Origin of the sequence: Mitsuokella sp. AF21-1AC (assembly GCF_003458855.1) — a bacterium.
GTDB lineage: Bacteria > Bacillota > Negativicutes > Selenomonadales > Selenomonadaceae > Mitsuokella.
This window is the reverse complement of record NZ_QRVW01000004.1, coordinates 1-12,850: the sequence shown is the minus strand read 5'-3', so window position 1 is coordinate 12,850 and position 12,850 is coordinate 1. Positions and strand designations below refer to the sequence as shown.

Sequence of the window (12,850 nt, the reverse complement as noted above, 5' to 3'; positions counted from 1 at the left end):
CCGCGAAGTCAATCTGCTAAAACTATTTTTCCCCGCAGAATTAAGCCTGACAAAAGAGCTAAACGCGCTTACGCTTGAACGGACGCTCTTTTGCCAGGAGTCCGGTTTGGGAAAAATAGCTTCTTAACGCAGATTGCCAAACGCTCCACTTATGCCCATTTCTCCCCTCCCCGTCCAGCATACTGGCATTGGCCTGTTGACGCCACTGGCCCGAGCGGAGGCATGTATTTTGCCTGCAGGAGCGCAGCGATTGCCCGCAGGGATGGGACCCGATACAACATATCATAGCGCATCGATGTCAAAACGCCGCGGTATGCGGCGAGGATCCGTTTATGCTTGTCGCAAGTTGGGTCACATTCAGCGGAGCGACGAAGCCAAAATACATGCCGCAGCGCCGACCGTTGCCCGGCTACCCCCGGCTATGCATCACCAACAAAACAAAGCTGCCATATCAAACGCACTTCAATCTGACATGGCAGCTTCCTGTATCTGTTTATTTGACCTGTGTCGTCGCGACGCCGTACAGCACCGCATCGCCCTTCGTCTGGATGAAGAGCTCCGTACCCGCCGGCAGGTTCACATCCTTGCCGTGCACGAATGCACCGGCGACCACACCGATTGGCCCGAGGATCGCAATGCCCGCGATGCTCGCACCTGCTGCCATCGCGAGATTCTTCATCTCTTTCTTGGCCTCTTCGCCGATATACGTATCGACATACGTCCCGTCAATCGACTTCGTCTTATTGAAGTCAATCTGCACCTCGGCATTGCGGCCGAAGTTGCGTGCCTGTTTTACCTTCGTGACCGTGCCCTCGCCCGGCAGGCCCTTGGCAAAGACGAGCTTGCCATCGACGAGTACATCCTGCGACACCTGATAGCGGATCGTATCGCCGACTTTCAGGTTATTCGAGTTGACCGGCGTCACCAGCGCAATCTTCACGAGCGTATCGGACGGCACGCGCACCTGCGAAAGCGGCAGTTCTGCACTGCCGAACGAGGCCTGCGAAAGCTTTGCCAGGCGTTCACGGTAAGTCCCTGTACCCGTCTTGCCCGTCAAATCCATCTCGAGATTGGCCACGCGCGTATCGACGGGGTCCATGCTGACCTCATGGCCGATATTCCATTCCACGGCATTGAGGTCCGCGAGCAGCGACGGCTTCGTGCTGTTCGTATAGACTTCATTATAGATGGCATTGACGCGGGCCATCATGCTGCCCGTACGGTGCGTGCCGTCATAGTCCTTCTCGAGCCTGTTGATCCGGTCGATCAGCGCGCCGGTCTGCTCCGTGCCATACGTGTCCTTCTCGACTGCACCGAGCTTATCCTGTACGGTTTCGGGCGTAGCTGCCGCCGTGATTCCCATGGAAGACACCAGGAGGACGGCACTCAGCAGCACGCTGAGGAGCTTGTGAAATTTCATAGATTGAACCTCCATTCATCTGGCATTACGCCGTATTGTGCTGGTATTGTTTCGTTCATGATTCTTATTCTGGCATAGTTCGAATAAAAAGGCAAGACGAAAACCCATCAATTTTTCGGGTCGAACCCCTGTGATTCTTCATAAAGCGAGACTTTCGTCTCTTTATTGTGATAGCCATCAGGCTCCGGATGGATCATGATGTCAAAGGTGCCGAATTCCTTGCGGATAAGCTGCTCGAGCTCATCGCAGATGGCGTGTACCTGAGAGAGATGCATCGTACCGTCAAACAGCACATGGACGTCGAGCAGCTTATAGGAGCCCGAGCGGCGCGTCCGCAGGCAATGGCAGCCGCGCACCTCCGGCACACTCTCGATGATCTTGCGGATGCGCTCCTCCTCTTCTTCCGGCAGGCTCGCATCCGTGAGCTGCATCGTCGAATCGACGACCATGCGCCAGCCGGCGCGAAAGATGATGCCGGCGACAAAGATGGCGATGAGCGGATCGAGCCAGGCCCAGCCCGTGATCTGCATGAGCACGAGGCCCAGGAGTACGCCGACAGAAGTCCAGATATCCGCGCGCAGGTGCAGTCCGTCGGCTTCGAGTGCCTGCGAGCCCGTTTCTCTGGCCACCCGGATCAGGCGATGTGAGACAAAGAAATTGATAACGATGGATATGCCCATGATGGCAATGCCGTAGCCGAGCATCTCGGGGACCCGGCTCTCCGCAAACTTCATCACGGATTCATACAGGATGCCGATGGCCGCCGCCACGATTAGCAGGGCTTCGACGGCCGCCGACAGGTTCTCGTACTTGCCATGGCCGTAATCGTGTTCGGTGTCCGGCGGCGTCACAGACTTCCTCACTGCCCAGAATGCAATGAGTGCGGCAATGAGGTCGACGCCTGAATGCAGGGCTTCCGAAATGAGGCTGACCGCTCCGACATAGATGCCGACCGCCAGCTTCAGGAGCACCAGCGTCGTATTGGAAAATATGGATAAATAAGCGGTCCGCTGTTTTAAAGCAGCGCTTTTGGACATATGGATTTCCCCCTAAAAATAATAGCAGCGTAAAACGAAAAACAGCTGGACAAAGAAACTCCGCCCCGCTATAATGAACTTGTCGAGTGATCGACCTACTCAAAAGCACTTATATTTTATACTATGTTCTTGCTTTAAGGGCACCTCTTGGTGCCCTTCTTTTTTTGCCCATTTCCCTGCCTCCCTCCGGGATATGGAAAAGAAATGAGGCTCATTCTCTTAGAAAAAAGAGCCGGCCCTTACGGGCTGGCTTTTATTCATTTGACGACGATGACGCCGTGCTGATGATGAATTGTACGATTTCATTCATGGGTGAAGACGACGCGTAAGCACGCGGCGCTTCCACGGTATCGCTTGATTGCAGGACATCTTTCGTATCGTAACGCTGTACCTCCGAATGGAAGATCTGATAGGTCCTCTTATCCGGATCGAAACGCATCGCGTAGAGATAGCGGCGGTTGAGATCCGCCCGCACTACAGCGACATCGGCATTCCAGAGCGTGCGCTGCGCATCGTTCTCAACGATGGTTTCCGGTGCGATGGTATCGACATCGACATAGTAACCCGTCGAACCGTTCGCATCGACAAATTCCATATGTTCCTCGGCCAGGCAAATACTGCTCAAAAGCACCATGCAGACGGCCAGCAGGCAAGCAATCCTGCGAAAGTTCATCCTATAATCCCGCTTTCTTCTTTCTTGAACGTCCGTGACGTCATCTCTCTATCTTCATATCTTCAGCGTATGGCCACACGATCAGCACATACATCTTATAGTATACAACGAAACAGATAAAAAAACAAAAGGCTTGTTCAAGCGGAGAATGGCTTTCACAATCAGCAGATGCGCGGCACCAGATTGCCGAGCGGCATATCGACGATGCGGATGCCGCCTATACCCGTACGCAGGCCGACCTGGCCCGGCGCCTCGGACGTAACTTCGCCGATAAGGCAGGCATCTTTGCCGTACGGATTATCACGCATCACAGAGAGGACTTCATCGGCTTTCTCAGCCGGCACGAAGGCGATGCATTTGCCCTCGTTGGCCAGGTAAAGCGGATCGAAGCCCAGGATGTCGCAGACGCCGCGGACCTCTGGACGCACCGGCAGGGCATCCTCTTCAATGAGTACACCGCAGTGCGAGGCTTCCGCAATCTCATTGAGCACCGCTGCCACGCCGCCACGCGTCGGATCGCGCAGCACCGCGATATCGGGTGCCGCGTCCAGCATGGCCTTCGTCAGGGAGTTCAGCGGCGCACAGTCCGTCTTGATTGTATCCGGCAGTTCAAGTCCGTGACGGCCGGCCAGAATGGTGGCCGCATGATCGCCGATGAAGCCGGACAGGAGGATTTTCATGCCGGGCTGCACGCGACGCGGCGAGATATGCGTGCCGGGAATGATGTCGCCGATACCGGCCGTATTGATGAAAATACCGTCAGCCTTGCCGCGCTCTACCACCTTCGTGTCGCCCGTGACGATGGCGACGCCGGCCTTTGCCGCCATCTCATGCATCGTGTGGGCAATCTTGCGAAGATCTGCAATCGGGAAACCTTCTTCAAGAATCATGCCGACTGAGATGTAACGCGGTACAGCACCCGTCATCGACAAATCATTGACCGTGCCGCAGATGGCGAGCTTGCCGATGTTGCCGCCGGCAAAGAACAGCGGGCGCACGACGTAGGAATCCGTCGTGAATGCCACATTGCCGCTCATCTTGACCTGGGCTCCATCGTGAAGTTCATCGAGCAGCGGATTCGAGAACTCCGGCAGGATGACCTCCTGCATGAGTTCCTGGCTCATCTTGCCGCCGGCGCCATGCGCCAGGGTAATGTATTCATCTGCCATATTCAAATCTCCCTTGTCCATATTTATACCAGGCCGCACAGACGCCTTCCACCGACACCATGCAGGGGCCTACGGCATGCGTCGGCACGCAGACCTTGCCAAAGAGCGGGCATTCCTTTGGCGTCACGATGCCGCGCAGGACCTCGCCACAGCGGCAGCCCGGCTTGTTCTTCCCCATTGGTACGTCGAGCGGCAGCAGACGTTCGATATCGTACGCGCCAAAGGCGTCCCGCATGCGCAGACCCGATTCGGGAATCACGCCAATGCCGCGCCAGGCCGCATCAGCGGGCTCATAGACGAGTTCCGTGGCCTTGCGGGCCGCAGGGCTGCCACCCGGATGGACGACGCTGCCATACTCGTTCTCGATGCGTGCAGCGCCTTCTGTCACCTGCTTCATGAGGCGATAGAGCGAGCGCAGGATCTGCAGCGGCTCAAAGCCCGTGACAACGCCTGGCATGTGATACTCATCCACAAGGAACGAAAAGACTTCCGTACCCGTGATGACCGAGACATGGCCCGGCAGGATAAAGCCGTCGACGCGGACCTCCGGATCATCGAGCAGAGCCCGCAGCGCCGGCGGCACAAGCTTCTGCGCCGACAACATGTAGAGATTCGTGAGGCCCTGTTCTCTGGCAGCCAGCACCGTGGCCGCCGCCGTCGGAGCCGTCGTCTCAAAGCCGACAGCCAGGAAAATGACCTTCTTATCAGGATTTTCCTTCGCTACCTGCAAACTGTCAAGCGGCGAGTAAACGATGCGGATGTCCGCGCCTTCCGCCTTGGCTTCCATCAGACTCGACGTCGAGCCCGGAACCTTGAGCATATCGCCGAAGGTCGTCAGGATGACATCGTCGCGCTTGGCATACGTGATGGCCTTGTCCATGTAATCATCGGGCGTCACGCAGACCGGACAGCCCGGGCCCGACACGAGTTCCACCTTGGGAGGCAGCATCTGGCGCAGTCCCGCGCGGAAGATGGCGACGGTATGCGTGCCACAGACTTCCATGAAGCGCAGGGTATGATCCGCCTGCTCTGCCATGCGGCCGATTTCTTTAACAAGGCGGGCCGCCAGTTCCCGTTCTTCCTGTTTCGTCATACCTGACCTCCGGCAGCGCCCTCAGGGATATCGTTGACCGTGCGCGGTGCACCATTCATCTCCGCGAGCAGTGCATTCGTCTCCTCAACTTCTTCCTGCGTGACCGTTTGGATGGCAAATCCGGCATGGACGAGCACGAAGTCCCCCACCTTCGTTTCCGGCAGGAGCATCAGGCTGATATCGCGCGTAACGCCTGCGATATCCACCTTGCCCACGGAATCCTCCACTGCAATTACCTTAGCGGGAACGGCTAAACACATTTTCCATCAACCTCCATGTGCGGATCATTCCATCTGATTCTTGACATCTTCTTCCGCAACGATGTCGTAATCCATTGCGCGGACCTCCTGACGCGGACGTGGCGTGATGCCCCAGTCCTTCAGGACGCCAATGGCCTCTTCCACCACAGCCGGCAAGAGATCCATCATGCCCGGGCTGAGCTCAACGCCGGCCTCCAGGTCAAAGGGCTGTGCACCGAGCACGACGACTTCCGGGACCTTGTGGCCCGTGACCGTCAGGAGTGCGAGGACATCCTGGATGCCGACCTCATGCGCGCTGAGCTTGTCCTGGAAATGTACCATGACCTCATCGTTGTGCAGATGGAACCGCGTGCCGGGCTCGGCGCCGCCATTGATAGAATCGATGACGAGCAGCTTCTTCGTACCCGTCACATACTGCGTGAGCTCGATGCCGAGCGTGCCGCCGTCAATGACCTGCACCTCTTCGGGAAATTCATAATGGCGGTCCAGATACTCCGCGACGCGCACGCCGAAGCCTTCATCGCGCAGGATGACGTTGCCGACACCGAGGATCGTGACCTCAGCCGGATGAAGCACATTATCAGGCGTTACGCCCGGTTCGCTGCCATTACCGAATGCATCCTTCATTTTGCGCACCTCTCCTTCTTTTCTTTGACGCGTGCGAGCAGCCAGTCGCACCAGGTGTCGAGGCCCGTTTCCTGCGTGCAGGAAACCTCGACGACCGTCATGCCTGGATGCAGCGTCGTGATGTCGTCTTTGGCCGCAACCATATCGAAATTGCAGTACGGCAGAAGGTCCGCTTTATTGAGCAGGGCAATCGCCGATTCCTTGAAAATCAGCGGATACTTCATGGGTTTGTCATCGCCCTCCGTAATGGAAAGCACGACGCCTTTGTCGTCTTCGCCCACGGCAAATTCCGCCGGGCAGACGAGGTTGCCGACATTCTCGACGACGAGCAGATCGAGATGGTCGAGGTCGAGCTTCTGCGCCACCTTTTGCACCATCGGCGCGTCGAGATGGCAGCCGCCGGCCGTGTTGATCTGGATGACCGGCACGCCGTGCTTCTCGATGCGGTCCGCATCTTTGCTCGTGAAGAGATCGCCCTCGATGACAGCCATCTTGAGTTTGTCCTTGAGCTTCTCCATCGTCTTCTCGAGTACCGATGTCTTGCCGGCTCCCGGCGAACCCATGAGGTTGATGACGTAGACGCCCTTTTCCTCAAACAAAGCCTGGTTCTCGGCCGCAATGCGGTCGTTCTCCCCCAGTATATTCTTCATGACCTGAATTTCAGCCACTTAATCCACCTCCAGATATTCTACCTGCATTTCGCGTCCCGAAAGGATGGACAAGACGCCATCCTTGCATTCCGGACACCAGAAATCGTAATGTTCCACATGGAACTCTTTGCCGCATTTCGTGCAGCGGCCGATGAGCGGCGTGCGCTTGACGACGATCTTGGCATTCTCGGCAATCGTCCCCTTCGCAATCATGTTGAACGAAAACTCCAGGGATTCGACGACAACGCCGGACATCTCACCGATCAGCAGGCCGATTTCTGAAATGCGCTGCGCGTTGTTCTTCTTCGCATAGTCGAGCGCGATATCGAGCACACCCTCGGCAATCGCCATTTCATGCATAAAAACCTCCCAGGGGGGATGCCCCCACATGACAAGAAACGCCCCCCGGCCATCTTGAAATCTCGACAGCCGGGAAGGCGTTTCCTGTATGACATGTTACGGCTCGATCACAAAGCGGCTTCCAGGCCACGTGCCTGCAGGACGCCCAGGATGTCCATGAGCTTCGTCTTGGCAGGACTGTAGTCTACCGTCGTCTCACCATCGTGTGCATGGATGTGAACAAAGAGTACGCCCGGGAGGCCCAGCAGAGCCTTCTCGACTTCTTTTGCGCTTTCATCCGTATAACCTTTGACCGTGAACTGGAGACGCGTATTGCCGTTCGTCTCGCCACAACCACATTCTTTACACATTATGTCATTTCTCCTTCATTCCCGTGACGGGAAATTTCTTATTTCTTTTTCTGCTGGCCTTCCTCACCGATTTCCGGCGCATCCAGCGGCACATGCTCCAGGAACTTCACGCCGGAGAACATGCTCGAAGCCTCGCCTTCGGCCTCCATGACATCGGCACGCAGTACCATGTAGACATGGCCGATGGCAAAGAGGATGATGAGCCAGGCAAAGATATGGTGAACCCAATGCGTGACCATCTCGCCGCCAAGGACCACATTGACCCAGCCGAACAGAACGCCGCCAACATTGCTCGGTTCCGTCATGTAGTACATCGCAAAGCCCGTGAGGATCTCAATGAGTACCATGGCGTAGAGTGCCGCGTATGAAGAACGTGCCAGCGGATTGCGCAGGTACGGGTCATGACCGGGCTTCAGCAGCATGTAGTGCAGCGTGACATCGATGACATCACGATAGAAGAAACCCTTCCAGACGCGCGGGAAAAGGCGGTCGCCAGGATAGCGGATGTAGCCGTAGATGCGCAGGATAAACGCTGCGCAGAACGTGAAGGCCGCGATAAAATGGATATTTCTGACCCAGTCCATCGACAGGGATGTATACGTCGGTTCAATGCCCATGACGGTGACCGGCTTGGTGATCAAGAGGCCCGTGATGAACAGCGTGATAATGCAGAGCACCATGATCCAATGGAACATCCTCAGAAACGGACTGAACAGGTAGTAGACTTTCCGTTTTTCTTCTTTCATTCTACTGTTCCTTTCCTTTCCACCGTATTCCCTTTTCACTTCTCAACGTGCGTGCCGGAATACGGATCCGTGGTGATGATGCTGATCTTCTCGCCCTTGGCATTGAACATATGCGTTGCACAAGCCATGCACGGATCGAACGAACGGACGACCTTGACGATTTCAAGCGGCTTGTCCGCAATCTTGACCTGCGTATCCATCATCGCTTTCTCGTAAGCGCCGTGGCCGGCCTCATCATCACGCGGGCAGGCATTCCAGGTCGTCGGTACGACTGCCTGATAGTTGTCCGTCTTGCCGTCTTTGATGACGATGTAATGCGAGAGAGCACCGCGCGGAGCCTCGTAAAGGCCGACGCCCTTGGCCTGTTTCGGCCAGGTCGAAGGATCCCACTTCTCCATGTTCGCCGTCTTCGTATCGCCGGACTTGATGTTCGCGATGAGCTTGTCGAAGAAGAACTTGTTGATTTCCGCGTTGAGCTGGCAGTCGAGAGCGCGGGCAGCCGTGCGGCCGACCATCGTCGGGAGCCAGACCTCAGGAGCAACACCGAGGACCTTCGAGACGGCGTCGATCTGGTCGAGCATCATCTTCTCAGCCCAGGTCGGCTCGCCGAGCATGCCCTTCTTTGCCTTCGTGTAAACAATGATATAACGTGCGAGAGGACCGACTTCGCAGACCTTGCCGCGCCATTTCGGCGTCTTGAGCCAGGAATACTTGCCATTCTCGTTGAGTGCCTTCCACTCCGTCGGCGTACCTTCCTTCGGGCCCGTGAATTTGGCCTTCGTGACACCATCCCACGGATTGAGGTCCTTGCCGCCCTTCTCCGGATACTCGTACCAAGAATGCTCGACACCTTCCGTGAAGACTTCCGGATCGTTGACATCCTCGGCGTCAATCTCGTAAACCTTGGCTGCTGCCAGGCCCTTGCCGAAGTCTTCGACTACGCCGTTGCAACGGACGAGCAGGTTGTTGAAGAAGTCGCCATTCGCCGTGCCGGAAACCGGCTCGATCGGATACGAACCATAGCCGAGCACGCGCTCCTTGGCAAGGCCGCCGCCATCGACGCGGCCAGCTTTAACGTAAGCCGTACCGATTGCCAGTGCATCCGGGATGTAGTAATTGTTGACGAGCGTGCGGCCGAGGTTGATGGCGCGGTCGACGATGCCGAGACGAGCCGTGTTGACCGGTGCGTTGCCGTCTTCCATCGAGATGGAGCACGGCATACCGCCGACCACGTAATGCGGATGCGGGTTCTTGCCGCCGAAGATGACCTGCGGCGTGACGAGCTCGCGGTGCTTGTCGAGCATCTCGAGATAATGCGCGATGGCCATGAGATGAACCTCAGGCGGCAGCAGCTTGTAATCGGGGTGATCCCACCAGTTGGCAGCGAAGATGCCGAGCTGGCCGCTCTCAACGATGGCCTGGATCTTGCCCTTGATTTCCGCGAAGTACTGCGGCGTCGCAGCCGGGAAATCATGGTCATACGCTTCCGTCACGCTCGTACCCGGAGCGCGGAACGGCAGCTTGTAGGCGTTGAGGACCGTATTCTGCAGATTAGCCGTAGCGACAGGATCAGCAGCCAGTGCTTCAACCGGGCTGACCCAGTCGAGGGCATGCAGATGATAGAAATGAACGATATGATCCTGGACCGTCAGCGTAGCGGCCATGATGTTGCGGATATAATGTGCATTTTTCGGAATCTTGATGCCGAGTGCATCCTCGACAGCGCGCAGGCTGCCCAGGGCATGTGCCGACGTGCAGACGCCGCAGATGCGCTGGATGTAGGCCCATGCGTCGCGCGGATCGCGGTCTTTCATGACGAGCTCGAGGCCGCGCCATGCCGTACCGGAGGACAGCGCATCCGTTACCTTGCCCGAAGCTTCGTCGACCTGCACCTCGACGCGCAGATGGCCTTCAATTCTTGTGATTGGATCAACTACTACGTGTTTCATTTATTGTTCACCTGCTCCCCGTTCTCTTTTGCCTTGGCAGCTTCCCGTCTCTTCTTCTGTACGACACTGGCAGCCGCATGTGCAGCTACGCCGACGGCCGTTACGGCAGCAAGGCCGGCACCGATCTTATCGATATCGCCGATCGGCTGGCCAAACTTCGGCAGGCGCTCGCTCATCGAGCCCTCATCCCAGAAATGTGCATTCGAACAGCCAATGCACGGAGCACCGGACTGGATCGGGTAGCTCATGCCCTGGAACCAGCGCAGATTGCCGCAGGAGTTGTACGTCTCCGGACCGCGGCAGCCGAGCTTGTAGAGGCACCAGCCGGCCTTCGAGCCCGCATCATCGTAGCTCTCGGCAAACATGCCGGCATCGAAGAACGGACGGCGGTAGCACGTATCATGGATGCGGTTGCCGTAGAACTGCTTCGGACGGCCTTCGCCATCAAGCGGCGGCACCGTGCCAAAGAGAGCGACGTGCATGACGACACCCGTCATGACTTCCGGAATCGGCGGGCAGCCCGGAACACAGACGACCGGCGTCTTGCCCGTGAACTGCGTGATGCCCGAGGAACCCGTCGGGTTCGGGCTGGCAGCCTGGATACCGCCCGAGACGGCGCAGGTGCCATAAGCGATGACCGCAGCTGCATTCTCGGCGGCACGGCGCAGGGTATGCGTAAACGTGTGACCGCCTGACATGCAGTAAACACCGTTGTCCTTCGTGCAGACTGCACCTTCTACAGCCAGGATATACTGACCCTTGTACTTCTCGATCGTTTCCTCGAGATGAGCCTCGAACGGCTCACCACTGGCTGCACTCAGGAGATGGTCATACTCCAGGGCAACCTGACTCAGGACGACATCCGATGCCAGCGGCGAGCCGGAACGGATGAAGGATTCATCACAGCCCGTGCATTCATGGCCGTGAATCCAGATGACAACCGGCAGCGGTTTCTTTTCCGCCGCCTCGACGACTTTCGTGAGCTTGTCTGAGCTCAGTCCCATGAGAGACGTCAGCGCTACGCAGCCTTTGATGAAGCTGCGGCGGCTCATGCCATTTTTGAGATATACATCCCACATACTCTCCCGTTTGTCCACTTTGTTACCTCCTCATGATATCCCTGCGGATACTGCGCGGTGTCCCCGCAGGAATGGCGGCTCGTTTCCATTCCAGCGGGAATCCTCGCATTGTTGTGGCTTCTTTATTCTCATTATACGCTGAAATGTCCAAAATATCTACATCTATGCCAGCAACATTTATGATAAATTTAGTTAATCGTATTATCATTATAAACAGCATTATCTTATCACATAAGTGAAATTTATCTGTTCAAGATTCAGCAGGCAAATCCAGTTATAAAAAGAAGTTTTCTCCCTCATATCCCCTTGCTTTTTTCCGATTTCCAACGGAGTATCGATGAGATTCCTGCCCATTTCATCGATATTTTTTCACAGGTTGTGAAAAATATTTCATCTGTCATACCGAAATCACGAAAAATCCTTGAAAAATCAGCGAAAAAGCGGTATACTCTAACTTGTTCTGGGGACGTAGCTCAGCTGGGAGAGCGTTCGGTTCGCATCCGAGAGGTCGAGGGTTCAATCCCCTTCGTCTCCACCAGAAAGAGTACCGAGCAGGCCATATGCCTGCTTTTTTCTTATCCAAAGATGTAATTATTGACATTACATTCAACGCGTGCTATGCTTGACTTGTCGAAGATCCTGATGATCAATCATGAGGACCACATCTCGAAGGAGGATGATCAGTATGACGAAAGAAGAAGTCCTGCAGCATGTACAGGGTGTCATTGATGCACCGAGCGCTTATGCCGGCCTCAAGGATGTCGCCAAAGAATACCTTGCCGCCGTTGGCAAAGCCGATGAAAAGGAAAAAGCCCAGAAGCTCATCGCAGCACTTGAGGAATGCGTTTGCAGTATCGATGATGTCCTGCCATTCTTCGCCTCAGACAAGGCCAAGGAACTGTTCGGCGCCGACCAGGCTGCCGCCATGCTCAAGAAAGGTCAGGAAGTCAAGGCTGCCGGCGGTGATACGTGCTTCTGCCCGGCCTGCACGAACGGCAAATTCGTCCTCGACCACAAGAATCTGCTGCTCAACGCCTGATAAAAGACACGTGCTCATAAAAAAGAAGGACTGCTGCATCGGTGACGATGCGGCAGTCCTTCTTTCCATATCTGTATTTATGTATCCGTACAGGCTGTATCAGCTGCGGAATACGCTCATGTCAAGGCTCGTGAAGCCGGCGAGGAGTTTTTCCACCTCTTTGACGATCTCGGCCACGCCGCCGCGCTTGCGGCTCTCGACGTTGAGCGGCATCTGCGGGTCATGCAGCGACATGCGCAGGAGTGCCCAGCCGTTCGGGAACACGAGGCGCACGCCTTCATACGACGGCTTGGCGATGCGGATACCCGCTTTTTCCGCGCGCTGCTCAAAGGTCTCGAGCACACCCTGGCCATAGGTGCGGAAGTCCTCCTCGCCCATGATCTTCATGCGGTACTCCT

The 12,850-nt window shown here is 56.3% G+C and carries 14 protein-coding genes, 1 tRNA gene and 1 pseudogene; 2 read left to right on the top strand and 14 right to left on the bottom strand.

What is annotated here, in order from left to right; genetic code table 11:
• Nucleotides 1–493 precede the first annotated feature (493 nt).
• From DWX75_RS02175 to DWX75_RS02115, 13 genes are all read right to left on the bottom strand, one after another.
• Nucleotides 494–1,420, bottom strand: a complete 927-nt coding sequence (locus DWX75_RS02175; RefSeq protein WP_118014504.1) for a hypothetical protein — start codon at nt 1,418–1,420, stop codon at nt 494–496.
• A 107-nt stretch (nt 1,421–1,527) separates the two neighbouring features.
• Nucleotides 1,528–2,457 carry a cation diffusion facilitator family transporter gene (locus DWX75_RS02170; protein WP_118014502.1) on the bottom strand — a complete coding sequence of 310 codons (930 nt, stop codon included), beginning with the start codon at nt 2,455–2,457 and terminating at the stop codon, nt 1,528–1,530.
• A 253-nt stretch (nt 2,458–2,710) separates the two neighbouring features.
• The gene (locus DWX75_RS02165; RefSeq protein WP_118014499.1) at nt 2,711–3,130 is read right to left on the bottom strand and encodes a hypothetical protein; all 420 of its coding nucleotides are present in this window, start codon (nt 3,128–3,130) and stop codon (nt 2,711–2,713) included.
• Nucleotides 3,131–3,291: 161 nt separating this feature from the next.
• Entirely contained in the window at nt 3,292–4,299 is a 1,008-nt protein-coding gene (gene hypE, locus DWX75_RS02160; protein ID WP_118014497.1) for a hydrogenase expression/formation protein HypE, read from the bottom strand.
• Complete coding sequence (hypD, locus tag DWX75_RS02155; RefSeq protein WP_118014495.1) at nt 4,289–5,392, bottom strand: hydrogenase formation protein HypD; 1,104 nt, start codon at nt 5,390–5,392, stop codon at nt 4,289–4,291. The genes hypE and hypD overlap by 11 nt, the downstream gene beginning before the upstream one ends.
• Complete coding sequence (locus DWX75_RS02150) at nt 5,389–5,652, bottom strand: HypC/HybG/HupF family hydrogenase formation chaperone (protein WP_118014493.1); 264 nt, start codon at nt 5,650–5,652, stop codon at nt 5,389–5,391. Before DWX75_RS02150 ends, hypD begins: the two co-directional genes overlap by 4 nt.
• A gap of 24 nt (nt 5,653–5,676) precedes the next feature.
• On the bottom strand, nt 5,677–6,279 hold the full coding sequence (locus DWX75_RS02145) for a HyaD/HybD family hydrogenase maturation endopeptidase (protein ID WP_118014491.1): 603 nt from the start codon (nt 6,277–6,279) through the stop codon (nt 5,677–5,679).
• Nucleotides 6,276–6,929, bottom strand: coding sequence for a hydrogenase nickel incorporation protein HypB (hypB, locus tag DWX75_RS02140; protein WP_118014713.1), 654 nt, complete (start codon nt 6,927–6,929; stop codon nt 6,276–6,278). The genes DWX75_RS02145 and hypB overlap by 4 nt, the downstream gene beginning before the upstream one ends.
• Before the next feature lie 18 nt (nt 6,930–6,947).
• Nucleotides 6,948–7,289, bottom strand: a complete 342-nt coding sequence (gene hypA, locus DWX75_RS02135; protein ID WP_118014489.1) for a hydrogenase maturation nickel metallochaperone HypA — start codon at nt 7,287–7,289, stop codon at nt 6,948–6,950.
• A 107-nt stretch (nt 7,290–7,396) separates the two neighbouring features.
• A complete protein-coding gene (locus tag DWX75_RS02130) occupies nt 7,397–7,639 on the bottom strand; it encodes a heavy-metal-associated domain-containing protein (RefSeq protein ID WP_118014487.1) in 243 nt (80 codons plus the stop codon).
• 38 nt (nt 7,640–7,677) lie between these two features.
• On the bottom strand, nt 7,678–8,385 hold the full coding sequence (gene cybH, locus DWX75_RS02125; protein WP_118014485.1) for a Ni/Fe-hydrogenase, b-type cytochrome subunit: 708 nt from the start codon (nt 8,383–8,385) through the stop codon (nt 7,678–7,680).
• A gap of 35 nt (nt 8,386–8,420) precedes the next feature.
• The gene (locus DWX75_RS02120) at nt 8,421–10,334 is read right to left on the bottom strand and encodes a nickel-dependent hydrogenase large subunit (protein ID WP_118014483.1); all 1,914 of its coding nucleotides are present in this window, start codon (nt 10,332–10,334) and stop codon (nt 8,421–8,423) included.
• Nucleotides 10,331–11,431 (bottom strand): hydrogenase small subunit, encoded by a 1,101-nt coding sequence (locus tag DWX75_RS02115; protein ID WP_118014481.1) that lies wholly within the window; start codon nt 11,429–11,431, stop codon nt 10,331–10,333. The genes DWX75_RS02120 and DWX75_RS02115 overlap by 4 nt, the downstream gene beginning before the upstream one ends.
• A gap of 444 nt (nt 11,432–11,875) precedes the next feature.
• On the opposite strand from DWX75_RS02115, the gene DWX75_RS02110 reads away from it, so the two are divergent.
• Nucleotides 11,876–11,951 (top strand) — tRNA-Ala (locus tag DWX75_RS02110).
• A gap of 147 nt (nt 11,952–12,098) precedes the next feature.
• Entirely contained in the window at nt 12,099–12,452 is a 354-nt protein-coding gene (locus DWX75_RS02105) for a heat-shock protein Hsp90 (protein WP_233519435.1), read from the top strand.
• 99 nt (nt 12,453–12,551) lie between these two features.
• On the opposite strand, the pseudogene DWX75_RS02100 reads toward DWX75_RS02105, so the two are convergent.
• Nucleotides 12,552–12,850: pseudogene (locus DWX75_RS02100) on the bottom strand (phosphomannomutase/phosphoglucomutase); the annotation flags it as partial.